This is a genomic window from Planobispora rosea (assembly GCF_014648175.1).
Classification (GTDB): Bacteria; Actinomycetota; Actinomycetes; order Streptosporangiales; family Streptosporangiaceae; genus Planobispora; species Planobispora rosea.
Genome location: NZ_BMQP01000004.1, coordinates 147,426 through 170,895, shown reverse-complemented (window position 1 = coordinate 170,895; position 23,470 = coordinate 147,426). Strand labels below are relative to the sequence as shown.

The 23,470-nt window shown below is 71.4% G+C and carries 25 protein-coding genes; 19 read left to right on the top strand and 6 right to left on the bottom strand.

Translation table 11 applies throughout. From position 1 onward, the window contains the following. Nucleotides 1–114: 114 nt before the first annotated feature. Together IEZ08_RS05505 and IEZ08_RS05500 are read right to left on the bottom strand one after the other, a co-directional pair. Nucleotides 115–783: a potassium channel family protein gene (locus tag IEZ08_RS05505; RefSeq protein ID WP_229802936.1), complete on the bottom strand. Its 669-nt coding sequence runs from the start codon at nt 781–783 to the stop codon at nt 115–117. Continuing rightward, nucleotides 776–2,116, bottom strand: coding sequence for a TrkH family potassium uptake protein (locus IEZ08_RS05500; RefSeq protein ID WP_068928623.1), 1,341 nt, complete (start codon nt 2,114–2,116; stop codon nt 776–778). Before IEZ08_RS05500 ends, IEZ08_RS05505 begins: the two co-directional genes overlap by 8 nt. A gap of 120 nt (nt 2,117–2,236) precedes the next feature. On the opposite strand from IEZ08_RS05500, the gene IEZ08_RS05495 reads away from it, so the two are divergent. The 3 genes from IEZ08_RS05495 to IEZ08_RS05485 are packed head-to-tail and all read left to right on the top strand — an operon-like array spanning nt 2,237 to nt 4,900. After that, nucleotides 2,237–3,133: an AAA family ATPase gene (locus tag IEZ08_RS05495; RefSeq protein WP_068928625.1), complete on the top strand. Its 897-nt coding sequence runs from the start codon at nt 2,237–2,239 to the stop codon at nt 3,131–3,133. Beyond that, a complete protein-coding gene (locus IEZ08_RS05490) occupies nt 3,117–4,340 on the top strand; it encodes a vWA domain-containing protein (protein ID WP_229802935.1) in 1,224 nt (407 codons plus the stop codon). Before IEZ08_RS05495 ends, IEZ08_RS05490 begins: the two co-directional genes overlap by 17 nt. Beyond that, nucleotides 4,337–4,900 (top strand): nucleotidyltransferase family protein, encoded by a 564-nt coding sequence (locus tag IEZ08_RS05485; protein WP_068922675.1) that lies wholly within the window; start codon nt 4,337–4,339, stop codon nt 4,898–4,900. The genes IEZ08_RS05490 and IEZ08_RS05485 overlap by 4 nt, the downstream gene beginning before the upstream one ends. A gap of 15 nt (nt 4,901–4,915) precedes the next feature. On the opposite strand, the gene IEZ08_RS05480 is transcribed toward IEZ08_RS05485, so the two are convergent. Continuing rightward, entirely contained in the window at nt 4,916–5,791 is an 876-nt protein-coding gene (locus IEZ08_RS05480) for an endonuclease/exonuclease/phosphatase family protein (protein ID WP_229802934.1), read from the bottom strand. A gap of 270 nt (nt 5,792–6,061) precedes the next feature. Between IEZ08_RS05480 and IEZ08_RS05475 the strand changes: the two genes are divergently transcribed. The 15 genes from IEZ08_RS05475 to IEZ08_RS05410 all read left to right on the top strand — a co-directional run bounded on the left by IEZ08_RS05475 (nt 6,062) and on the right by IEZ08_RS05410 (nt 17,025). Further along, entirely contained in the window at nt 6,062–7,102 is a 1,041-nt protein-coding gene (locus IEZ08_RS05475) for an LLM class F420-dependent oxidoreductase (protein WP_068922677.1), read from the top strand. A gap of 223 nt (nt 7,103–7,325) precedes the next feature. Further along, nucleotides 7,326–7,613: a hypothetical protein gene (locus tag IEZ08_RS05470; RefSeq protein ID WP_189241781.1), complete on the top strand. Its 288-nt coding sequence runs from the start codon at nt 7,326–7,328 to the stop codon at nt 7,611–7,613. Nucleotides 7,614–7,652: 39 nt separating this feature from the next. Then, complete coding sequence (locus tag IEZ08_RS40590; protein WP_373294331.1) at nt 7,653–7,736, top strand: putative leader peptide; 84 nt, start codon at nt 7,653–7,655, stop codon at nt 7,734–7,736. 78 nt (nt 7,737–7,814) lie between these two features. Next, complete coding sequence (locus IEZ08_RS05465; protein WP_068922679.1) at nt 7,815–9,110, top strand: dicarboxylate/amino acid:cation symporter; 1,296 nt, start codon at nt 7,815–7,817, stop codon at nt 9,108–9,110. Between the two features lie 174 nt (nt 9,111–9,284). Continuing rightward, nucleotides 9,285–9,617 (top strand): hypothetical protein, encoded by a 333-nt coding sequence (locus IEZ08_RS05460; RefSeq protein ID WP_141703824.1) that lies wholly within the window; start codon nt 9,285–9,287, stop codon nt 9,615–9,617. A gap of 224 nt (nt 9,618–9,841) precedes the next feature. Next, on the top strand, nt 9,842–10,294 hold the full coding sequence (locus tag IEZ08_RS05455) for an SRPBCC family protein (RefSeq protein ID WP_229802933.1): 453 nt from the start codon (nt 9,842–9,844) through the stop codon (nt 10,292–10,294). Beyond that, nucleotides 10,291–10,629, top strand: coding sequence for an ArsR/SmtB family transcription factor (locus tag IEZ08_RS05450; RefSeq protein ID WP_068922681.1), 339 nt, complete (start codon nt 10,291–10,293; stop codon nt 10,627–10,629). The genes IEZ08_RS05455 and IEZ08_RS05450 overlap by 4 nt, the downstream gene beginning before the upstream one ends. A gap of 172 nt (nt 10,630–10,801) precedes the next feature. After that, nucleotides 10,802–11,614 (top strand): SDR family NAD(P)-dependent oxidoreductase, encoded by an 813-nt coding sequence (locus tag IEZ08_RS05445; RefSeq protein ID WP_068922682.1) that lies wholly within the window; start codon nt 10,802–10,804, stop codon nt 11,612–11,614. A gap of 7 nt (nt 11,615–11,621) precedes the next feature. Continuing rightward, on the top strand, nt 11,622–11,972 hold the full coding sequence (locus IEZ08_RS05440; RefSeq protein ID WP_141703826.1) for a phosphatase domain-containing protein: 351 nt from the start codon (nt 11,622–11,624) through the stop codon (nt 11,970–11,972). Nucleotides 11,973–12,093: 121 nt separating this feature from the next. Continuing rightward, entirely contained in the window at nt 12,094–13,197 is a 1,104-nt protein-coding gene (locus tag IEZ08_RS05435; RefSeq protein ID WP_068922684.1) for a M24 family metallopeptidase, read from the top strand. Nucleotides 13,198–13,223: 26 nt separating this feature from the next. Then, nucleotides 13,224–13,784, top strand: coding sequence for an elongation factor P (gene efp / locus IEZ08_RS05430; protein WP_068922685.1), 561 nt, complete (start codon nt 13,224–13,226; stop codon nt 13,782–13,784). Further along, a complete protein-coding gene (gene nusB / locus IEZ08_RS05425) occupies nt 13,784–14,194 on the top strand; it encodes a transcription antitermination factor NusB (protein WP_068922686.1) in 411 nt (136 codons plus the stop codon). The genes efp and nusB overlap by 1 nt, the downstream gene beginning before the upstream one ends. A 250-nt stretch (nt 14,195–14,444) precedes the next feature. Continuing rightward, complete coding sequence (locus tag IEZ08_RS05420) at nt 14,445–15,203, top strand: methyltransferase domain-containing protein (RefSeq protein ID WP_068922687.1); 759 nt, start codon at nt 14,445–14,447, stop codon at nt 15,201–15,203. Nucleotides 15,204–15,240: 37 nt separating this feature from the next. Further along, nucleotides 15,241–16,479 carry a DNA polymerase IV gene (locus IEZ08_RS05415; protein WP_189241780.1) on the top strand — a complete coding sequence of 413 codons (1,239 nt, stop codon included), beginning with the start codon at nt 15,241–15,243 and terminating at the stop codon, nt 16,477–16,479. 147 nt (nt 16,480–16,626) lie between these two features. After that, on the top strand, nt 16,627–17,025 hold the full coding sequence (locus IEZ08_RS05410; protein WP_068928627.1) for an SCO2097 family morphological protein: 399 nt from the start codon (nt 16,627–16,629) through the stop codon (nt 17,023–17,025). Nucleotides 17,026–17,367: 342 nt separating this feature from the next. On the opposite strand, the gene IEZ08_RS05405 is transcribed toward IEZ08_RS05410, so the two are convergent. From IEZ08_RS05405 to IEZ08_RS05395, 3 genes are read right to left on the bottom strand one after another with little or no spacing between them, the layout of a single operon-like run. Continuing rightward, on the bottom strand, nt 17,368–19,800 hold the full coding sequence (locus IEZ08_RS05405) for a transglutaminase TgpA family protein (protein WP_189241779.1): 2,433 nt from the start codon (nt 19,798–19,800) through the stop codon (nt 17,368–17,370). Continuing rightward, nucleotides 19,797–21,053 (bottom strand): DUF58 domain-containing protein, encoded by a 1,257-nt coding sequence (locus tag IEZ08_RS05400; protein ID WP_307815301.1) that lies wholly within the window; start codon nt 21,051–21,053, stop codon nt 19,797–19,799. The genes IEZ08_RS05405 and IEZ08_RS05400 overlap by 4 nt, the downstream gene beginning before the upstream one ends. Before the next feature lie 55 nt (nt 21,054–21,108). After that, nucleotides 21,109–22,086, bottom strand: coding sequence for an AAA family ATPase (locus tag IEZ08_RS05395; RefSeq protein ID WP_068922691.1), 978 nt, complete (start codon nt 22,084–22,086; stop codon nt 21,109–21,111). A gap of 657 nt (nt 22,087–22,743) precedes the next feature. Here IEZ08_RS05395 and mraZ point away from each other — a divergent pair. Continuing rightward, nucleotides 22,744–23,175, top strand: coding sequence for a division/cell wall cluster transcriptional repressor MraZ (gene mraZ / locus IEZ08_RS05390; protein WP_068922692.1), 432 nt, complete (start codon nt 22,744–22,746; stop codon nt 23,173–23,175). The last annotated feature ends 295 nt before the right edge of the window (nt 23,176–23,470 follow it).

Here is a 23,470-nt window from a genome sequence, read left to right as displayed (position 1 = left end):
CCGCCCTCCGCCATGCCGTGTTCATCTCCATGACGATGGTTCCATCGGCGGACGGGGAGCGATCCTGAGGTGTTCTCGTCCCCGGCCGCGGGGGCGGCCGGGCCCCGCTCCGGCTCAGGTCTCCTCGGAGAACCGCTCGGTCCCGTCGGCGTCCCCGGTGACGAGCAGGGTGTCGCCGGCCTGGATGACGGTGTCGGGGGTGGCGTAGGTGAACCCCACCCCGGGCTTCTTGATTCCGACGACGGTCACGCCGTAGGTCTTGCGGATGCCGAGCTCGCGCAGCGCCCGGCCCGCGGCCCAGGCCGGGGCCTTGGTCTTGATGAGGGCGTAGTCCTCGTCGATCTCCACGTAGTCGAGCATCCGGCCGGTGACCAGGTGCGCGACCCGCTCGCCCATGTCGGCCTCGGGCTGCACCACGTGGTGGGCGCCGACCCGCCGCAGGATCTGCGCGTGCTGGCGGCTGATCGCCTTCGCCCAGATGTCGGCCAGGCCCAGGTCGACCAGGATCGAGGTGGTCAGCACGCTCGACTCGATGTCGGTGCCGATGCCGACCACGGCCCGGCCGAACTCGGCGGCGCCCAGCTGCGTCATCGCGTCGGCGTCGGTGGAGTCGGCGCAGACGGCGTGGGTGAGCCGCGCGGAGAACTCCTGAACGTTGCGGGAGTCGTTGTCCACGCCGAGCACCTCGACGCCGCGTACGGCGAGCTCGGTGGCGAGCGCGCCGCCGAACCGGCCGAGACCGATGACCATCACCGCGTCGCCGCGGCTCTCCTTGTCAGCCAACGAGGGGTCGCTCCTCCGGGTAACGGAACCTGCGGGTCTGGGTGTTCAGCGCGAGCGCGGCGCCGAGGGTCACCGGTCCGAGCCGCCCGATGAACATCAGGGTCGTCAGGACCAGGTGGCCCGCGGGGCCGACGTCGGCGGTGATCCCCGTGGAGAGCCCGACCGTGCCGAACGCGGAGACCACCTCGAACAGTACGCGGTCGAGGGTGAACGGCGTCAGCATCATCATGACGAGCGTGCCGACGACCACGCAGGCCACGCTGAGCAGCGCGATGGTCAGGGCCTGGCGCTGGATGTGCTCGGCGATGCGGCGGCGGCCCGCCGTGACGTCCGGCTCGCCCCGGACCTCGGCCAGGATGACGAAGCCGAGCAGGGCGAACGTGGTCACCTTGATGCCGCCGCCGGTGCTCGCGCTGCCCGCGCCGATGAACATCAGCACGTCGCTGACCAGCCAGGTGTTCTCGTGCATCTGGGAGGTGTCGACGGAGTTCAGCCCGCCGCTGCGGGTCATCGCGCTGTGGAAGAACCCGGCCAGGATCCGCAGGCCGGGGGCGAGCGGGCCGAAGGTGGCGGGGTTGTTCCACTCCAGGATCGTGACGGCCAGGGCGCCGCCGAACAGCAGGACCGCGGTCGCCCCCAAGGTGATCTTGGCGTGCAGCGACCAGCGTGAGGGCCGCCGCCAGTCCTTGCGCAGGACGGCGTAGACGGGGAAGCCCAGCCCTCCGGCGACCACGGCCAGAGCCAGGGGGAGGCAGATCCACACGTCGCCGACGAACCGCATGATGCTGTCGGGCCACAGCGCGAACCCGGCGTTGGTGAACGCCGAGACGGAGTGGAAGACCCCGTAGTAGAGGGCGCGGCCGAACGGCTCGCCGTACCCGGTCATGAAACGGGCGGTGAGGACGGCGGCCGTCACCGCCTCCGCCAGGAACGTGATCTTGACGACGCCCACGATCACCTGGCGGACGTCGCCCGGTCCCAGGGTCTTGGTCTCGGCCTGGGTGTTGAGCCGGGCGCGCAGCCCCAGTTTCCCGGAGACGATCACCGCGAGGATCGAGGCGAGCGACATGATCCCGATCCCGCCGATCTGGATCAGCGTCAGGATCACGACCTCGCCGAACACCGTCCAGTGCGCGGCGGTGTCGTGCACGGCCAGGCCGGTGACGCACACCGCGGAGGTCGCGGTGAACAGCGCCGAGACCCAGGAGACCCGCTGGCCCTCCGCGACGGAGACAGGCATCGAGAGCAGCGCCGTACCGGCCGCGATCACCAAGATGAACGCGAGGACGACCACCCTCGACGGGGTGTTGATCTGCCTGGCCGCGTATCCCACCGGGAGAGGATACGCCTGCTTCCGTCCGGTCTCGATCACTCCTACCCTGATCGGGCTTCATGTCGCGCCCGCCCCGCCGCGCGCTGGCTCGCCGGGCCGCCCGGGACGTAGCCTGAGGTGGTGCTGAGGCGGACGAACACGGCATCGGACCTCCAGTCGCCCGGACGGCTCGCGGAGCTGCTCGACCGGGAGGCCTACCTCGCCGACGAGGGGCTGGCCACGGCGGCGTTCCTCGCCCTGCGGATGGGGCGGCCGCTGTTCCTGGAGGGCGAGGCCGGGGTCGGCAAGACCGAGCTGGCCCGCACCCTCGCCGCCGTCCTGGACGCGCCGCTGATCCGGCTGCAGTGCTACGAGGGTCTCGACGGCTCCCAGGTCCTCTACGACTGGGACTTCGCCCGCCAGCTGCTGCACCTGAAGGCGGCCGAGGCGGGCGGGGTCACCGACGCCGCCCGGCTGGAGGGGGAGGTCTACGACCGGCGCTTCCTGATCGCCCGGCCGCTGCTGCGCGCGCTCGAGACCCAGCCGTGCGTGCTGCTCATCGACGAGATCGACCGGGCGGACGTGGAGTTCGAGGCGATCCTGCTGGAGGTCCTGTCCGACTTCGCGATCTCCATCCCGGAGCTCGGCACGGTCCGCGCCCGGACCCCGCCGGTGGTCGTGCTGACCTCCAACCGCACCCGCGAGGTCCACGACGCGCTGAAGCGGCGCTGTCTCTACCACTGGCTGGAGCACCCCTCCTTCGAGCGGGAGGTGGCGATCCTGCTGCGCAGGCTCCCGGAGTGCTCGGCCACCCTCGCCGAGCAGGTCGCCGCGGCGGCGCGGCGGCTCCGCGAGGCGGACCTGGTCAAGCCGCCCGGGATCGCCGAGACCCTGGACTGGACCGAGGCCCTGCTGACCCTCGGCGCCCGCGAGCTCGACCCCGCTCTGGCCGCGGCCACGCTGGGCGCCCTGCTCAAGCACCGCGAGGACCACGAGGCCGTGCTCGCCGGCGGGTTCCCCGGTGCGTCCCGCGGCTGACGGCTCCGGTGCGGCCGGGGGATCCGGTCCCCCGGAGGACGGAGGCGTCGGGGGCGCGGCGGGTGAACGGGCGGCGGGTGAACGGGCGGCGGGGGAGCTGGTCACGGTCATGACGGGGTTCGCCAGGACCCTGCGGGCGGCCGGAGTGCCCGCCGACCACGAGCGCACCCAGAACCTGCTGCGCGCCCTGTCCCATCTGGACGCCGCCCGGCCCGCCGACGTCTACTGGGCGGGCCGGCTCACCCTGTGCGCCTCCGCCGACGACCTGCCCCGCTACGACCGGGTCTTCCGCGCCTATTTCGGCGGCCTGCGGGCGGGCCGCGCGCGGCCGGACGCCGTCACCCTCATCCGGTACGCCTCCCTGGCCGGCGGGTCCCGGGACCGGGGGGAGGACGGCGGGCAGGCGCCGGCGCTCGCCGCCGGGGCGAGCGCGACGGAGGTGCTGCGCCACCGCGACGTGGCCGCGATGGGCGCGGCGGAGCTGGCCGAGGCGCACCGGCTGCTCGCCCTGCTCGGGACCGTCAGGGAGCGGCGCGGATCACGGCGGTTCCGGCCGGCGCGCCGGGGGCGGCCGGACGCCCGCCGGACGATCCGGGAGACCCTGCGGCGCGGCGGTGAGACCGCCGGACTCCGCTACCGCGAGCACCGGACCAGACCCCGCCGGGTCGTGCTGGTGGTGGACGTGAGCGGGTCCATGACCCCCTACGCCGACACCCTGCTCCGCCTGGCCCACGCGCTGGTCAGGTCCGAGCCCCGTGCCACCGAGGTGTTCAGCGCCGGCACCCGCCTCACCCGGCTCACCGCCGAGCTGCGCCACCGCGATCCCCAGACGGCGATGACCGCCGTCTCGCGCGTCATACCCGACTGGAGCGGCGGGACCCGGCTGGGCGAGGAGGTCCGCAGGCTCCTGGCCCTGGGCGACGCGCGGGGCGCGACGGTGGTGATCGCCTCCGACGGCTGGGAGCGCGGCGACGTCTCCCTGCTCGGCGCGGAGATGGCCCGGCTGTCCCGTACGGCGCACCGGGTGATCTGGGTGAACCCGCACAAGGGCCACGAGGGCTACCGGCCGCTCACCGGCGGGATGCGCGCGGCGCTGCCGTACGTCGACGACTTCGTGGCCGGGCACAGCCTCGCCGCCTTCGAGGAACTGGCCGGCCTGCTGTCGGGGGTGCGGGAACGGCCGCCGCGGGGAAGAAGGCTTCCATGAGATCGCACGTCGCGGGGCTGCTGCTGGCGGCCGGGTCGGGGTCACGTCTGGGCACGCCGAAGGCGCTGGTGGAGTACCGGGGGGAACGCCTGGTGGACCGGGGGGTGAGACTGCTGCACGACGGCGGCTGCCATCCGGTGGTGGTGGTGCTCGGGGCCGCGACCGTGCAGGTGCGGGGGGCGGTGACCGTGCGCAACCCCGACTGGCGGAGCGGGATGGGCTCCTCGCTCCGGACGGGCCTCGACGCGCTGCCCCCCGACGCCCGGTACGTGGTGGTCGCGCTGGTGGACCAGCCGCTCATCGGGGCGCCGGTGGTGCGGCGGCTGGCCGGGGCGGCGCTGGACGGCGCCACCCTCGCCGTCGCGACGTACGGCGGCGCGCAGCGGAACCCGGTGCTGATCGCCAGGGAGCACTTCGCGGAGGTCGCCGAGCTCGCCGTCGGCGACGTCGGAGCCCGGCCGTTCCTGCGCGCCCACCCCGAGCTGGTGGTCGAGGTTCCCTGCGACGACGCGGGTGACCCCGCGGACATCGACACGCCCGCCGACCTCGCGCGGCTGTGACCGGGAGACGGACGGTCACAGGCGCAGGGAGGCCACGGCGGCGCGGTGGTCGCTGCCGACGGCGTGCTCCACGCTCGCGCTGGTCGCGGTGAGGCCGCGGTAGAGGATGTGGTCGGGCCGGGTGACCGGGAAGGAGGCCGGCCAGGTGAAGCCGAAACCGGCGCCCGCCTCCAGATGGGCGTCGGAGAGCGGCGGCACCAGGCCGGAGCGCTTGCGGTCGGTGGTGGCGGTGTTGAGATCGCCCAGGAGCAGCAGGTTCTCGCTGCCGTCCGCCTCGATGACCCGCCGCGCGTGGGCGAGGGTGCGGTCCCGCTGGGACGTCTCGCCGGGCCGGGCCGAGGCCAGGTGCATGACGTAGACCGTCACCTTCCCCCTGGGCGTCTCCACGACGGCGCGCAGCGCCCGGGTCCAGTCCAGGCCGATGTCCACCGTCCGGTGCTCGGTGATCGGGAAGCGGCTCCACAGCCCGATCGTGCTCACCTGCACCCGGTGCGGGAAGTGCCTGCTGAGCTCCTCGGCCGCGGGGCCGCCGGGGGTCAGCTCCTGGGCGGCGAACAGGTCCCGGCCCTTGGCCAGGGCGCGTACGGCCTTGCCGGAGTCGGAGTTGGCCACGCCCACGTTGAGGGTGGCGACCGCCAGGTCGCTCGGCCCGCCCGGCGCGGTGCGCAGCAGATCGGGGCCGAACATGACTCCCCACACGGCAGCGGGGAGCAGTGCGGCGGCGACCACCTTCCACGAGCGGGTGAACAGCGCGCCGATCACCAGAAGCGGGACGGCGGCGCCCAGCCAGGGGAGCAGGCTCTCCAGCACGGTGGTGAACCCGCCCAGTTCCGGCAGGAGCCGGTGTCCGCCGAGGAGCAGGGCCAGCGCGGCCGCCCCCACGATGATCACTCGTCTCAGCGCATGCCCCTTTCTCTGGCGGATCCTCCACCGTCCACCGTTCGTCCCACCGGATCGGAAAGATGTCTCTGCCCCGAAATGCGTAGGCTACCCCGCTTGAATGGGGGACGTGCGGGCTTGTGCGGGGGACGCGCGGGCTCGTGCGGAGTTGTGTGGGAGGCGTGCGGGCTTGGTGCTCGGCCGCTGACTCGATAGCCTTTGTTGCGGAGACAACGGAACAACATTCGGTTTTGCGGGCGCGAGCGGAAGGACGACCCCACGATGCGCATCGGTATGGCCCTGAACTACTCGGGCGGCTTCAAGGAGACGGTGGCCGAGCTGGCCGACTACGAGAAGGCCGGACTCGACATCGTCTTCGTCGCCGAGGCCTACAGCTTCGACGCGGTCAGCCAGATGGGCTACATCGCGGCCAAGACCGAGCGGCTGCAGATCGCCTCGGGCATCCTGCCGGTCTACTCCCGCACCCCGACGCTGCTGGCCATGACCGCCGCTGGCATGGACTACGTCTCCGACGGGCGCTTCACCCTCGGCCTGGGGGCCTCCGGCCCGCAGGTCATCGAGGGCTTCCACGGCGTGCCGTACACCGCGCCGCTGGGCCGTACCCGCGAGGTCATCGAGATCTGCCGCCAGGTCTGGAAGCGCGAGCGCGTCACCTACGAGGGCAAGCACTACACGGTCCCGCTCCCCGCCGACCAGGGCACCGGCCTGGGCAAGCCACTCAAGATCATCAACCACCCGGTCCGCGACCGCATCCCCGTCGTGATCGCCGCCATCGGCCCCAAGAACGTCGAGCTCGCCGCCGAGATCGCCGAGGGGTGGGAGCCGATCTTCTACATGCCGGAGAAGGCCGCCGACGTCTGGGGTCCCTCCATCGCCGCCGGAAAGGCCAGGCGCGACCCCGCCCTCGGCGAACTGGACGTCATCGCCCAGGCGAGCCTGGCCATCGGCGACGACGTCTCCGGCTGGCTGCAGCTGGGCCGCCCGATGGCCGCGCTCTACATCGGGGGCATGGGCGCCAAGGGCAAGAACTTCTACAACGACCTGGCCCGGCGCTACGGCTACGAGAAGGAGGCCGAGCAGATCCAGGAGCTGTACCTGTCCGGCAAGAAGGACGAGGCCGCCGCGCTCGTCCCGCAGGAGCTGCTGGAGTCGATGTCGCTGATCGGCTCGGAGGGCTTCGTCCGCGACCGCGTCCAGGCGATGCGGGAGTCGGGCGTGACGACGATCAACGTCACCCCGCTGGCCCGCACGCACGAGGAGCGCATCCGCCTCATCGAGAAGATCAAGGAGCTCGTCTCCTGACGTCTCTGTGAGTCCTTCCGTCCTCTCCTGGAACTCTTCGGGTTTCCCGGGGGCCTGACGCGGAAGGACTTCCCCGGGGAACTCCGTACGGCGGGGGCCCCGGGTGGCCGCTCAAGGGCGAGCGGCCACCCGGGGCCCCCGCTTTCTCGTTTTCTGTACACGGGTGCTCACGGAGCGCCATGTTTTCCTCGAAGCCGCTCACTACTTCAAATGTCGTGGAGGCATGAGCGAGAACGTCGCAGTCCCGTGGCCGCGGCTCCTGCAGCAGCCCAACCAGGTGGTCTCCCTCCTGGAGGAGGCGGTCGCCGTACGGCTCGCCCGCCGCGACGCCGAAGACCTGATCATCACCACGACGTCCCGGATGGACGTCATGTTCCACGGAATCGAAGGAGCGGGCCGCGCAGGCCGTACCGGTTCGCAGACGGTCTGGCGGGCGCCCAGACCGCTCGGGCCGAAGAATCACCGGAGAATCATCGAAGAACCGCCACCGTGTCTCAGATCACATCGGTAATGGGGAATCGGCCGTAGTCACGAGCTGTTCAAACCCTCCGTGAGGTTCTCCCTGGTGCTCGTGCGGCTGGTCGGCCGAATCCATGTCGACCTGTGCCGCCTCAGCAGCGATCTCTGTCGCTGAACGCGTTCCTCGCCTTTCTTTTCCTCACCCCGCATGGCCGTGTCCGCTCCGGCATGCCCTTTTTCGAAAGTCGCGTTCGTGAAGAGATTCTCCTTTTCCCTGCAACTGCTGCTGGGCCTCCTCGTCGGCGTCGCCCTCGGATTCGTCGCCCGGGCCGGTGAGGTCACCTGGCTCGCCGACACCCTGACCGAGGTCGGCAAGATCTTCGTCCAGCTCCTCAAGCTCGCGGTCCCGCCGCTGGTCTTCACCGCCGTCGTGGTCAGCGTGGCCAACCTGCGCAACGTCAGCGGGGCCGCCAGGCTCGCCGGCAAGACACTCCTGTGGTTCATGGTCACCTCGCTGGCCGCGGTCGCCGCCGCCATCGGCCTCGGCCTGCTGATCAACCCCGGCCGCGGCGTCACCATCGCCACCGAGGGCGCCAAGGCCGTGGACCTGGAGGGCGCCGGAACCTGGATCGACTTCCTGACCGGCATCGTCCCGACCAACATCGTCACCGCCTTCACCGAGCTCAACGTCCTCCAGATCGTCTTCCTGGGGGTCGTCCTCGGCGCCGCCGCGATGGCGGTCGGCGAGAAGGCCGAGCCGTTCCTCGCCTTCAGCCGCTCCGTCCTCGAACTGGTGCAGAAGGCCCTGTGGTGGGTCATCCGCCTGGCCCCGATCGGCACCGCGGGCCTGATCGGCAAGTCCGTGGCCACCTACGGCTGGGACCTGCTGGCCCCGCTGGCCAAGCTCAGCGCCGGGGTCTACATCGGTTGCGCCGTGGTTCTGCTGGTGATCTACCCGGTGCTGCTCTCCTCCGTCGGCAGGGTCAGCCCGCTCACCTTCTACCGCAAGGCCTGGCCCGCCATCGAGCTGGCCTTCGTCTCCCGCTCCTCGGTCGGCACCATGCCGCTCACCCAGCGGATCGCCGTCGACCGGCTCGGCGTCGACCGCGACTACGCCTCCTTCGCGGTGCCGTTCGGCGCCACCACCAAGATGGACGGCTGCGCCGCGGTCTACCCCGCCCTCGCCGCCATCTTCGTGGCCCAGGTCTTCGGCCTCCCGCTCGACCTCGGCGACTACCTGCTGATCGCCTTCGTCTCCGTGGTCGGCTCCGCCGCCACCGCGGGCCTGACCGGTGCGATCGTGATGCTGACCCTCACCCTGAGCACGCTCGGCCTGCCCCTGGAGGGCGTCGGCCTGCTGCTGGCCATCGACCCGATCCTCGACATGATCCGTACGGCCACCAACGTCACGGGCCAGCTCGTCGTCCCGGTGCTGGTGGGCCGGGCCGAGGGCCGCCTCGACACGGCTGTCTTCAACGCCCCGGCGCAGTCCCTCGACGAGGCGCCCGCCGTCAAGGCCGAGAAGGAGCAGGAACTCGTCTCCGCATAGTCCTCTCCGGCGGAGACGGCGGCGGGCGGGAGCCGGAAAGGCTCCCGCCCGCCGCCGTCTCCGCAGAGGAGGGCTCATGCCGGTGACCGCACGATCACCCACGACACCAGTGCGCCCTCGCACGCGAGCGAACAACTCGTGATCTACCGGGACTCCAGGGCGGCCAGGACGGCCATGAGGAAGCTGCTCGCCGACGCCCGGCGGTGCGCGACCCAGCCGCACGGCAAGCCGTACAGCTGGTCCGGCGACGGGAGAACCCGGTGGGTGGTGAACCGCACGCGGCTGGCGGACGAGGCCGTGCTGATGCGCCTCATGATGTACGACAAGCTCAACAAAGAATGGTCTCCGCTGCTGATGGGCGTCGTGGCACGCAAGGGCAGCGCCCTGATGATTTACTCCGGAGACTTGGACTCTCTCGGCTACCCGCAGAAGCGGGCCGTCAAGACCTTGCGCGGCACCGCCGCCGAAATGGCGGCGAAGGTGTGCGCGCTGCCCGGCGTCTGCTGACCCGGGCAGCGCGGCGTCACAGCCAGGGCGGGGCGGTGTGCGTCGGCGTTCTCCCCGGCATGACGTCGACCGTCCCCTGACGGACGCCGCGGACCGGGTCCGCCACGGCTGAGATCAAGCGCTCGCCCACGTCGCCCTCGCGACCTTCGCGCAACATAAGGTTGCGGGTTCCCCGGTCCGGCTGCTAGGGTCATACGCAACCGATGGTTGCTTATTGGAGGTCGATGATGGAGTTCGGAACGCTGGAGCGCGAGATCCTCCTCGACGCGGCGCCGGAGATCGTGTTCGATGTGGTGAGCCGCCCCGAACACATCAGGATGTGGTGGTCCGATGACGCGTCGTTCGAGCCTGCGCCGGGTGCGGTCGGCGAACTGGTGTGGGGCGACCGCGCCGGGGTCGAACGGATCGCGGTGGTCGACGTGGATCCGCCGCGCAGGTTCGCGTTCCGCTGGATCGCCCCCGCGGGCCGGTTGCCCGATGCGGGCAACTCCCTTCTGGTCACCTTCGAACTCGAGCCCTCCGGCAACGGCACGATTCTGCGCCTGACCGAGAGCGGCTGGCGGGAGAAGGGCTGGGAGGCCGCTGTGCTCGAAGAGACCTTCCACGACCACGAGCGCGGCTGGGACATGTTCCTGCCCAGGCTGCAGGGCTACGCTCCTTCCGTGGTGGCGCGATGACCGTCGCCGTCGACGACGAGCTCTGGTCGGCGATCGGCGACCCGATCAGGCGCCGCCTGCTCGACCTGCTGCTCGCGGAAGGGGTCGGTACGCCGACCAGTCTGAGCGATCGTCTCCCCATCTCGCGCCAGGCGGTCACCAAACATCTGGCCGTCCTCGATCGTGCGGGCCTCGTGCGCGCGACGCCGACGGGCCGCGAGCGGCGCTACGAGGTCGACGAGGCGCAACTCGCCCGCGCCGTCCGGCAGCTGAACGACGTCGGCAGAACCTGGGATGCGCGACTGAACCGCATCAAGCGCATCGCGGAACAGATCCAGCGCCAGAAGGACGCCTGACCGACGGGCCGCCGGACGAGGTCTCCGGCGGCCCCTCGACCGACGCCGGCACCCTCTCGCCGTCGCCCTCGCCCTCGCCATGGCGACGGTGACGGCGACGGCGACGGCGACGGCGTGAGCATCGATTCCGCGTAATCATCCGGAAGAATGAGCCATCTTTATGAGGACAAATATGAGCGGGTTACTGCTTAGTGATAAGAACGCGGTGGTCTATGGAGGCGGTGGCGCCATCGGCGGCGCAGTCGCACGGGTATTCGCCAGGGAAGGCGCGAGAGTCTTCATCGCCGGGCGGACGCAGGCGAAACTCGACGCCGTGGCGCGTGATATCGCCGCCACGGGCGGAACAGTCGAGACCGCGCACGTTGACGTTCTCGACCAGCGGGCGGTCGAGAAGCACGCCGACGCGGTCGCGGCGACGGCCGGCGGCATCGACATCGCCCTCAACGCCGTGAGCGTCATGCACGACCAGGGGACTTCGCTGGCGGACCTGTCGCTGGAGGAGTTCATGCGGCCGGTCGACGGCTTTCTGCGGATGCTGTTCATCACCAGCAAGGCCGTGGCACGGCACATGGGCCGCGAGCGCCCCGGCGTCATCCTGACTCTGTCCGAGCCGGGTTCCAAACTGGCCGTGGGCGGCATTCTGGGGCACAGTGTGAGCGCGGCCGGAAAAGAGGCCTTCTCGCGGGTTCTGGCCGCGGAGCTCGCCCCCCGCAACATCCGGGTTGTCGGCATCCGTCCTCACGCCGCCGTCGACGCGCCGGCGGCGGGTTCGTACACCGAGGACCTCTTCCGGAAAACCGCTGCGGCGGCCGGGCAGTCGGTCCAGGAATTGCTCGAAGGCGGGGGAATGGCGCAGGGGACGCTTCTGAAGAGACTGCCCACGCTCTCCGAGATCGCGGAGACGGCCGCGTTCCTGGCTTCGGACCGAGCTGGAGCCATGACCGGGACGATCGCCAATCTGTCCGCCGGCGCGCTTGTCGACTGAGGCCGTCATGCCGGATCAGGCAAGGCCGAGCTGCTCCGTTCTTCCCGTCGTGGCGATCGTCCGGGCGCTCATCCTCGCCGGTCATCCCATCGCCTACGTGTCGGGCCGGCCCGAGCGCACCCGCCGGGCCACCGAGCGCTGGCTGCGCGCCCATCCCGGGCACTTCGACGCCGCCGAGGGGCTGTGGCTGAGGCCGGACGGCGACCGCCGCCCCGACACCGTCTTCAAGGCCGAGGTCTACCGGGAGCACTTCGCCCACCGGGAGGTCGCGGCGGTCATCGAGGACCGGGCGCGGGTGGTGGCGATGTGGCGTTCCCTCGGGCTGACCGTGGTCCAGGCCGCCGAGGGCGACTACTGACCGTCCCGCCCGGGATCCGGCCGGAGGCCTGCGCGTGGAGGCGATCTCGTGGCCGCCGGCCGGCCGAGACCCCGGCCGTGCAGATGACGACACACGACGGCATGGTCAATAGCATTCAGCCATGACCTCCACCCCTTCGGGCACCCGGTCCGGCACCCACGCCGGGCGCCGCGAGCGTCTCGCGGCACTGCTCCCCGCTCACGAGGCGGATGCGATCCTGGTCACCCGCGCCGTCAACGTCCGCTACCTGACCGGCCTGGTCAGCTCCAACGCGGCCGTGCTCGTCACCGCCGGCGGCGAGGCCGCCCTCGCCACCGACTCCCGCTACGCCGAGACCGCCCGGGCGCTCTGCGGGGACATCGAAGTGGTCGAGCAGCGCGATGTGGCCGGCGCCCTCGTCACCCGCGCGTCCCGGGTCGCCGTCGAGGCCCACCAGATGCCCGTCGCCGACTACTTCCGCCTCGGCGAGGAGTCGGGGGCGGACCTGATCCGGCTCACCGGGCTGGTGGAGTCGGTGCGCCGGATCAAGGACGAGGCCGAGATCGAGCTGATCCGCACCGCGTGCGCCCTCACCGACCAGGCCTTCGCCGACGTGCTGCCCGCGCTGCGGCCCGGGGTGACCGAGCGGGAGGTCGCCAGGGCGCTGGAGGCGCGGATGACGGAGCTGGGCGCCGACAAGCCCGCCTTCGCCACGATCGTGGCGTCCGGCCCCAACGGCTCCGTGCCGCACCACATGCCGACCACCCGGCCGCTGGAGCGCGGCGACCTGGTCACGATGGACTTCGGGGCGCTGTACGAGGGCTACCACGCCGACATGACCCGGACGGTGGCGATCGGTGAGCCCGACGCATGGCAGCGCGAGCTGTACGAGCTGGTCCGCGCCGCCCAGCGCGCGGGCCGGCACGCCGTACGGCCCGGCACCGCGACCTGTGAGGTGGATTCGGCGGCCCGCGACGTGATCGCCGCGGCGGGGTACGGCGAGCAGTTCAGCCACGGCCTGGGCCACGGGGTCGGGCTCGAGATCCACGAGGAACCGTTCCTGTCCCCGGCGACGCCGGAGCCCGGGCGGGAGCACGGTAGACTTGACGATCGAGTTCCGGTCACCGTTGAGCCCGGGGTCTACCTGCCGGGCAGGGGCGGTGTCCGCATCGAGGACACACTCGTGACGCGTCAGGACGGACCGGAGCTCCTCACACGGACGACCAAAGAGCTGCTTGTCCTTTAAAGAGCGGCCGTACGCAGGAGAAACCAGTGGCGACGACGAACGACCTCAAAAACGGCCTTGTGCTCAAGCTCGAGGGCGGTGAGCTCTGGACGGTTGTGGAGTTCCAGCACGTCAAGCCCGGCAAGGGTGGCGCGTTCGTGCGCACCAAGCTGAAGAACGTGATGTCCGGCAAGGTCGTCGACAAGACCTTCAACGCGGGCGTCAAGGTCGAGGTGGCCAACGTCGACAAGCGTGAGATGCAGTTCTCCTACATGGACGGCGACGAGTTCGTCTTCATGGACACCGAGACCTACGACATGCTCCACGTCTCCCGGGCCGCGGTCGGCGACGCCGCCAACTACCTCCTGGAGAACATGCTCGCCACCGTGGCGGTCAACGAGGGCAACGTGCTCTACGTCGACCTGCCCGCGGCCGTCGAGCTGATCATCGCCGAGACCGAGCCGGGCCTGCAGGGCGACCGCTCCACCGGCGGCACCAAGCCGGCCAAGCTGGAGACCGGAGCGGAGATCAAGGTCCCGCTGTTCATCACGACGGGCGAGAAGGTCAAGGTCGACACCCGCACCGGCGACTACCTCGGCCGCGCCTGATGTCAGCACGGGGTAAGGCGCGCAGGCGCGCGCTGGACATCCTGTTCGAGGCCGAGGCGCGAGGTGAGGACCCGCTGCGGGTCCTCACCGAGCGCCTGGAGCGGAAAGAACCCCCGGTCAACGAGTACACCGCGACCCTCGTCGAGGGCGTGTGCCGCCATCGGGCCCGCATCGACGAGCTGATCACCACCTACGCCGAGGGCTGGACGCTCGACCGCATGCCCGCGGTCGACCGCAACCTGCTCCGCGGCGGCACCTACGAGCTGCTCTGGATGCCCGACGTCCCCGAGGGCGTCGTCATCAGCGAGTGGGTCGGCCTGGCCTCGGAGCTGTCGACGGACGAGTCGCCGCAGTTCGTCAACGGCCTGCTGGCCCGGTTCAAGCAGCTCAAGCCGTCCCTGGCGCTGTAGGGCGCGTTCTCCTGGATCTTTCTCGCCCGCCGCGATCTCCGCGCCCGTACGGATCCGCCCCGGACCCGTCGCGGCCGCCACGGTGGAGGATCCAGGAAGCATGTCCCGAGTCCGGCGGCGGTTCCCGGGGGTGTCGGGCTCCGGGCTCCCTCGGGGACCCGTCCCGGTCCCCAAGGTGATCCGCCCCGGGGCGGCGGGGCGCCGCGCGGCGTAAGCTGGGCTCGTCACCGAACGAGGAGGCGATCCGAAGTTGCACGCCGTAGGCCTCTCACGCACATCAGGCGCCCCGGCGGTCCGTACCGCCGTGGTCTGGGACGTCCTGCGGACAGTGCTGGCCGGCCGGGTGGCCGCGACCGGCCGCGGACGGCTCGACATCGTCGACGCCGGAGGCGGAACCGGGGGGTTCGCCGTTCCGCTGGCCGAGCTGGGGCACGCCGTCACGGTCGTCGATCCCAGCCCCGACTCGCTGGCCGCGCTGGAGCGCCGGGCCGCCGAGGCCGGGGTGCGGGTGCGGGCGCTCCAGGGTGACGCCGCCGACCTGGGAGAGCTCCTCCCCGCGGGCTCGGCCGACCTGGTGCTCTGCCACAGCGTTCTGGAGTACGTGGACGATCCCGTCAGCGCCCTGGCCGCGATGGGCGGCCTGCTGCGCGAGGGCGGCACGGTCAGCGTGCTGGCCGCCGGTCCGCTCGCCGCCGCGCTGCACCGCGCGGCCACCGGGCGGTTCGACGAGGCCCGCCAGGTCCTCACCGACCCCCGGGGACGCTGGGGCGACCGGGATCCCACGCCCCGGCGCTTCACGCGCGAGGAGCTGACCGAGCTCCTGGCGGCCACCGGGTTCACGCCCGGGGAGACGCACGGGGTGCGGATCTTCGCGGACCTGGTGCCGAGCAGGCTGCTCGACGGCGAGCCGGGGGCGGCGAGCGCCCTGATCGCGCTGGAGCAGGCGGCGGCGGAGCATCCGGTCCTGCGGGACATCGCAGCTCAGCTGCACATTCTCGGCCACCGATGAGGCTTGCGTCGAACGTGCGTTCGCATAGGATGGCGCCGTGTCAAGAAAACAGCAGGTGCCGCGCCCGGGTTCGGACCTGGGTGACGACGACACAGGCTGTCCCATCCTCCACGTGGACATGGACGCCTTCTTCGCCAGCGTCGAGCTGCGGGAGCGCCCGGAGCTGGCGGGTGCGCCCGTCATCATCGGCGCGCCCGGCGCCCGCGGCGTGGTGCTCAGCGCGACCTACGAGGCCAGGAGGTTCGGGGTGCACTCGGCGATGCCCATGACCCGGGCCCGCCGGCTCTGCCCCCAGGCCGTGATCATCCCGCCGAGCCGCGGGAAGTACACGGAGGTCTCCCGCCGCGTCATGGAGATCTTCCATGAGATCACTCCCGAGGTGGAGCCGATAGCCTCCGACGAGGCCTTCCTCGACGTCGCGGGGGCGCGCAAGCGGCTCGGCCGCCCCGCCGCGATCGCCGCCATGATCCGCGCCAGGGTCGCCGCGGAACACGGCATCACCTGCTCGGTCGGGGTGGCGAGCACCAAGTTCGTGGCCAAGCTCGCCTCGCAGCACTGCAAGCCCGACGGTCTGCTCGTCGTCCCCGCGGCGAAGGCGGTCGAGTTCCTGCACCCGCTGCCGGTGGCGGCCCTGTGGGGCGTCGGGGAGCGCACGGAGCGGTCCCTGGCGCGGCTCGGGATCAGGAGCGTGGGCGACCTCGCGCGGACCCCTGTGGAGACCCTCAGGCGCGAGCTCGGCCCCGCGGCCGGCACCCATCTGGCGGCCCTCGCCTGGGGCCGCGACGAGCGCCGGGTGACGCCGCACGCGCCGGACAAGAGCATCGGCGCGGAGGAGACATTCGTCACAGATATTGAAGATCCAGTGCGGATCCGCCGGGAGATCCTCCGGCTGTCGGAGCGGGTCGCCGCCCGGCTGAGGGCGGGGGGCCACGCCGGTCGCACGGTGATCGTCAAGCTCCGCCGTGCCGACTTCACGACTCTCTCCCGGTCGCGGACGTTGCGGGAGCCCACCGACGTCGCCCAGGAGCTCTACGCGGCCGCCTGCGATCTCTACGCCGCCTCAGGCCTGGAAAACACGGCACTTCGGCTGGTGGGGGTGCGGGTGGAGAACCTGCTCCCGGCCGACGAGGTGGCCCGGCAGCTCAGCCTCGGGGAGCGCGAGTCCGGCTGGCGCGAGGCCGAGCGGGCGATGGACCGGGCCGCCCGGAGATTCGGCCGGGACGTCGTGCTCCCGGCCTCGCTCGTCCCTCCTCCGTTTGATGGAATGGACCCATGACGTCGCCTCCGGTTTGGACTACGTTGGACGTTTTCTTTCGTCTACGTCTACAGCCTCGTATTCTGGGGATAACCGACCGCGAGGTTCGGACACCCCGTGTCGTCCGTCACCGTCTTCCCCGTCCTGGGGCCGTCCTTGGGAGGCGCCGTGCCGCTCTCTGAGCACGAGCAGCGCCTGCTCGACCAGATCGAGCAGGCCCTCTACGCCGAGGACCCGAAGTGGGCCAATACCGTCAGGATCAGTGATCCACGCAGTCACTACAAGCGCCGCCTGGTCAAGGCCTCCCTCGGCTTCGTCCTGGGCGTCGTCCTGTTGATGGTCGGCGTTGTGATTCAACTCATCCCGCTCGGCGTCGGCGGTTTCGTGGTCATGCTCGCCGCGTGTTTGTGGGGTCTATCCAGCTGGAAGCGGATGAACGGGTTCGGTGAGACCACCGGGCCGTCCGCGCGTCCGGATGGTGGGCAGGGACGCCGCGCCGGCGGCTCCCGGCCCGGGTTCATGGAGCGGATGGAGGAGCGCTGGCGCCGTCGTCACGACGAGCGCTGACCTCCTGCCGGCGCTCCCGGACTCGCCGATCATGACGTGAGCCGTCCCCAGCCGGGGGCGGCTCGTGCGATCCGCCACGTGTTTCTTCCGGCGAGCCCGTAAAGGCTCAGGGGACCGTGAAGGCGTTCGGGGACAAAAGTCCCCAGCCCTCCGAAGACGTCCCCGAAGGACGGAGAAGGCGCCCCCGGAGGACGAAGGAGCGGCTGCGGAGCCGTCACCGGTCGCGGGTCGGGCCGGCGCCTCGGGGGACCCGCCGCACGGACGGAGAGGGGGCCCGGCTCTCGCCGGGCCCCCTCTTCCCGTCCCCTCTGGATGATCTTCCCGGGAGCCCCGCGGGCTCCCTCACGCGTTCCTGCGGGCGGGACGACTGATCCGGATGTTCTCCAGCCGGTCGAAGCCGTCGAGCACCCGGGCGCCCAGCCTCCGCGCCCGCAGCAGCGTGGAGGGCGGCAGCAGCACCGCCCGGATCCTCCTGCCGCGTGACACGGTGGCGGCCAGCGCCCGCCGTACCAGCCGGACGTCCTCGCGGAGCGAACCGGTCTCGGCCGGCGTCCGGGCGAAGAGCATCCGCTCCACCGCCTCGGCCAGTTTCGCCATGGACGCCGCGGCCTCCGGGGCGAACTCGTACCGCTCGCTCAGGCGCCGGGCCAGCGCCCGGGGACTCTCGCTGGGCTCGCGGGATATGCCGTAGTCGCACAGGGCGTCGTCGAACTCGGCCCAGGCGGCCGTCACCCCGGCCTGCCCCCGGTTGCTCCTGACCGCCACGAGGCCGGTGTCCTGCCCGCCGCCCTGGGCGGCGGGCTCGACGACCACCGCCGGGCGCGAGTAGACGCGGCGGCGGCGTGCGCGCTTCTCCCAGCGGAGAATCGCGGGGATCAGGAGGAGGAGTAGCGCGAACACGGCGCCGATGCCGATCTTGGCGGCCATCGGCATGCCCTCGTCCACCACGATTGGCGCACCGCCGAAGTCCCGGTCGAGCAAGGGGTTGCGCGGGTTGGTCGCCGCGCCGGTGGGCGTGTCCGATCCGGTGGGGCCGGCGCTGGGCTGCGAGGTGGGCTCGTCGCTCCCGGCGGTGGGGAGCTCCGGCAGGGTGTAGGCCGGACGCGCCGCGGTGCCCTGCCCGGCGGGGCCGGACGGGGTGGGCTCGAAGCGCAGCCAGCCCGCCCCCTCGAAGTAGAGCTCGGGCCAGGCGTGCGAGTCGTGCGTGCGGACGTTCCACCGCCCGGAGACGTTGGTGCCGCCGGTGTAGCCGATGGCGACCCGGGAGGGGATGTCCACGACCCGCGCCAGCACCGCCATCGCGGCGGCGAACTGCTCGCAGTACCCGGCCCGGCTGTTGAGCAGGAAGTCCGTCAGCGCCGGTCCGTCGTGGCCCTGCGTGGCCAGCGTGTAGCTGAACCCGCCCGTGGTGGTGAAGAACTCCTGAAGCTTGACGGCCTTCTCGTAGGGGGTGTCGCCCGCCTCGGTGACCTCCCTGGCCTTGTCGGCGACCTCACGGGGGAGGTTCTCGGGCAGGGCCAGGTACCTCTGCGCGATCGCCTGCGGGACGGGCCCGGCGTCCTTGAGCTGCTCGGCCTCGGGCCGGGGCTCCTGGCTGACCACCTGGTAGGTGAGGCCCCCGGCGGTGTCCCTGGTGGAGAAGACCATCAGGGTGTCCCGGTCGGGCCTCCAGTCACCCTCGATCCGGATCCGGCTCGCCGGGTACGGCAGGGGCAGGAAGTTCATGTTCCTGACCTCTTCGCTCACCGTGATCTCAAGGTTCACCGGGGAGGTGGGCACACTCGGGCCCTGGCCGGGGGGCGGGGGCAGCGGCCCGTCGGAGATCAGGTCGTCGGGGCGGCCCCGGGTCTCCGGCATCGTCCACTGCTCGCCGTCGAAGTTGTCCAGCGAGTAGAGCCGCAGGTAGCGCGGGAGGTTGTCACTGCTGCTGTAGGTCAGGACGGTGGAGTTGGCCGGCAGCGAGAGCTCGCCCCGCAGGTTGACGATCGGGTTGGGGACGCTGATGGAGTTGCCGCCCTTGCCGTTGCCGTTGCCCACGCCGAACCCGAACAGCGGGTCGGGCTCCAGGGTGGGCAGCAGGGACGGCAGCAGGATGGCCAGCGCGATCGCGGTGAAGCCGACCCGCTTGCCCGACAACCGCAGCGTCCCGGGGTCCGCGGCGGGACGGGGCGCGACGAAGGACGGGGTCCGGCGCACCAGCACCGCCCGGCCCCAGTGGCTGACCCGCTCCTGCCCGTCGGCGGCCAGCAGCCCCAGGAACCCCAGCGCGCCGATGATCACCGCCACCCAGCTGAGCGGGTCGCTGAGGAAGGAGGCGGGGACCACGAACAACGACAGCAGCGGCAATCCGGCCAGCGCGCTCCGCCGCAGGCGGGCGGAGCAGAAGTCGACCATGATCGCTATCATCCCGATGCCGCCGCAGGTCAGCAGGACGATGCCTGGGTTGTCCGGGACGGGTACGGCGAAGCGCTGGATGTCGTCGAAACCGAGGACCACCAGCTTGGCCAGGCCGAAGAGCGACTCCTTGGTGGGCACCACCCGGGCCCAGGCCTCGTCCCCGGTGAACACCGCCGTCAGGTAGATCCAGACCGCGAGCAGCTGGGCGAGGGGCGCCAGCCAGGTCGGCAGCGTGTAGCGGGTGGCCAGCACGCCGACCCCGGTGACCACGAGGATGACCCCGAGGCTCGCCCAGAACCAGGCGCCCCCCTGGAACAGGGGGTAGAGGGTGATGGCGACCGCTCCGGTGGCCGCGCCCGCCGCTATGGGAAGTCTCATGAGCCTCCACCCCCGCTGAGTGCGAATCTCCCGCGCTGCGCGGCGGCCGGCCACACGCTCGCGATCGAGGCGCCGGCGGGGAGCCGTACGATGCGCCAGCCCGCTCCGGCGAGTGCCGCCTGCGCCGCCTGGTACTCCTGCCCGTCCCGGAGGTCGGGCCGCTCCCAGCCCGCCACGTCCAGCATGACGGCCACACCGGTCATGTTGCCGTGCCGGATCCGGGCGAGGTTCTGCGCGTCCTCGACGGTGACGCCGCCCAGCACGGCCACGATCAGCCCGTCGCCGCCGCCCTGGCGCAGGGCGGCGACGCCGTACTCCAGCGACCGCGCCGAACTGGTCCGCACCACCGCGAGGGTGTCCAGCAGCGACCAGCTCAGCCCGCTGTCGGTCAGGTGCTCGGGGCCCTGGTCGGTGACCAGCCGCAGTCCCAGCCCCTCACGGGCCAGGTGCACGCCGATCGAGGCCGCGGCCGAGACCGCCGTCTCGAAGGAGGAGCGCGGCCCCTCGCCCCGGTGCGCGTACCGCCGCGTGTCCAGCAGGAGCGCGCCCCGGCTCTGCCACTGCTGCTCCTCGCGGCGGACCATCAGCTCCCCGTGCCTGGCGGTCGAGCGCCAGTGCACCCGCCGCAGGTCGTCGCCCTGCCGGTACTCGCGCGGCGCGACGTCGTCGTCGCCCGCGGCGGCCACGCTCCGGGTACGGCTGTCGCCCCCGCCCGTCCACTCGCCGGACAGGCGGACGTGGGGCAGCGGCACCACCTGCGGGGTCACCACCAGGGTGTCGCTCACGGTGAACGACCGGGTCAGCTCGACCAGGCCGAAGGGGTCGCCGATCCGGATCGAGAGCGGGCCGATGACGAACCTGCCGCGCAGGTCGGAGCGGACCCGGTAGTCGATCTCCCGGATGCCGCGGGGCTCCACCCGGTCCAGGACGAACCTGGGGCGGGCGCCGAGCGCGTAGGGGACGGTGTCCTCGATCATCAGCAGGCCGGTGGGCAGCCGGGTCACGTTCTCCAGCCGGAGGGTCACCGTGGCCTCGCTGCCGGCCTCCGCCCGGGGCGGGTCGAGGCGCCGCGCGCAACTGAGCCGGTAGCGGGTCCGGGCCACCACCATGGCCGCGAGCAGGGGCAGGGAGACGATGAGCACCCCCACCCGCAGCAGGTCGTGCTCGCCCAGGAAGAACGCGCACATCAGCGCGGCGAGGCCGGAGCCGATGAAGGAGCGGCCGCGGGTGGTGAGCGCTCTCAAACCCGACATCACGTCACCGCCCCGCCCGGCGGGACGGCGGCCGCCGCCCCGGCGCGGCGCCCGCTCATCGGGCCTGCGCCTCGGGGACGGGCACCCGGCGGACCAGGTCGTTGATCACCTGCTCGGGCAGGCGGCGCTGGCCCTGGGCCTCGACGCTGGGGAGCAGGCGGTGGGCGAGGACGGGGACGCACAGGGCCTGCAGGTCGTCGGGGATGACGTAGTCGCGCCCGGCGAGCGCCGCGTGCGCCCGGGCGGCGCGGACGAGCTGCAGGGTCGAGCGCGGGGAGGCGCCGAGCCGCAGGTCGGGGGAGTGCCGGGTGGCGGTCACCAGGTCGATCGCGTACCGCTTGATCGCCTGGGAGACGTAAATCGCGCGGACCGCCTCGATCAGGGCCTTGACCTCGGCGGTGGTGGCCACCGGCTCCAGCTTGTCGATCGGGGAGGCGGCGCCGTGCACGTCGAGCATCTCCAGCTCGGCGGCGGGTTCGGGGTAGCCCATCGCGATCCGCGCGGTGAAGCGGTCGCGCTGCGCCTCGGGGAGGGGGTAGGTGCCCTCCATCTCGATGGGGTTCTGGGTGGCGATCACCATGAAGGGGGCGTCGAGCCGGTAGGTCGTCCCGTCGACGGTGACCTGGTGCTCCTCCATGCACTCCAGCAGGGCCGACTGCGTCTTGGGGGAGGCCCTGTTGATCTCGTCGCCGACCACGATGTTGGCGAACACCGGTCCGGGCTTGAACTCGAACTCCCGGGTCTGCTGGTTGTAGGCGCTCACTCCGGTGATGTCGCTGGGCAGCAGGTCGGGGGTGAACTGGACACGGCGCACGGGGCAGTCGATGGATCGTGCCAGCGCCTTGGCGAGCATCGTCTTCCCGACGCCGGGCACGTCCTCGATGAGGAGGTGCCCCTCGGCGAGCAGGACGGTCAGAGTCAGGCGGACGACGTCGCCCTTGCCCTCGATCACCGATTCGATCGCCTCGCGGATCCGGTGCGCGGTGGCGACCAGATCGTCGAGCCGAGGGGGGACGTCATGGGTTACTGCCACCAGGCCTCCATGAAGGTGCGGCGGGGCGCGCCGGGGGGTACATATCAACTCAAGCGGGACCTGGGTGGCCCCTATCCCATTGTGAGTACCGACACTACGTCGCCACGGGTTCCAGGGCGACTTTATGCGGCATCATGGCTGTTTTGTGGATGAACATGCCACAGTGTGCGGCATGTTCGTCGCATTATCTCGCGGCGGATGTACGGATTCCGTGAGATTCCGTGGTCAGCGGGGGCCCGCGGTGGTCCGCGCTCCACTCAGCTCCACCGCTTCCCTCCACCACTCAGCTCCACCGCTTCCCTCCACCGCGTCTCCTCCCCGCCGATCCGTCCCGCTTCCGGGCCCCGCTTCCGGGCCCCGCTTCCGGGCCCCGCTTCCGGGGCTCCCGCCGGGCCGTCCGCGGAGCGTCCCGGACGGGGGGTGATCCCTCATGATCGTCCGTCGTGGAGGGGGCCTTCCGACACGCCAGTCCAGCACCGGGGGCCGTTGCCTGCCCCACTCTGCACCACCCCTCCTGAACTGGGGAAATATCGGTCGATTCGCGCGTGAACACGGTTGGAATCAGTTGACGGTGGAGAGAAGTGGAGTATGGTGGTGCGCAGTGGAGGGCAGAGGCTGTAGCGCTGAGCGCTCCGCTAGGCACGGGAGGTGGGTCCGGTGTTCCTCGGCACCCATCATCCGCGCCTCGACGACAAGGGACGGCTGTTCCTGCCGGCGAAGTACCGTGAGGAGCTGGCGGAGGGTCTGGTGATCACCAAAGGCCAGGAGCGCTGCCTCTACGTCTTTCCCGTAGAGGAGTTCAGGCGCATCACCGAGGCCCTGCGCACGGCGCCGGTGACCGCCAAGGCGGTCCGTGACTACAGCCGTGTCTTCTTCGCCAGCGCGTCCGACGAGGTCGCCGACAAGCAGGGGCGTGTCACCATTCCGCAGGCTCTGCGTGAATACGCCAGCCTGCGCCGTGACTGCGTGGTCATCGGAGCCAACACCCGGTTGGAGATCTGGGACGCGCAGGCCTGGGACACCTATCTGGCCGACCAAGAGCAGGCGTTCGCCGATCTGTCGGAGGAGGTGCTGCCAGGGATTCTGTGATTTCACGGTCGACTTATCGGTGAACGTCGTTCGGCGAGGTCTCCACCCGCAACCAGCCGCATGCCAGCTGATGCACCTTCCCCGGTGTCAGGTGGACGAGCGGACAAGCGGGTGCGGATGGGGACCTGGCCGGACGGCCCGGAGTGGGGGCCGGTGAGAGCCTTTCTGGCGACCTTCTGTCAACCGCCTACTCTGCCGCGCGGCGCCCGGACGGCGCCGCGTCGCGTGTGACGCGCGGTCCTCTAGGGTCTGCTTCTGAAAAACAGGCGCTGGACTGAGGTCCACGTCAGGAAAA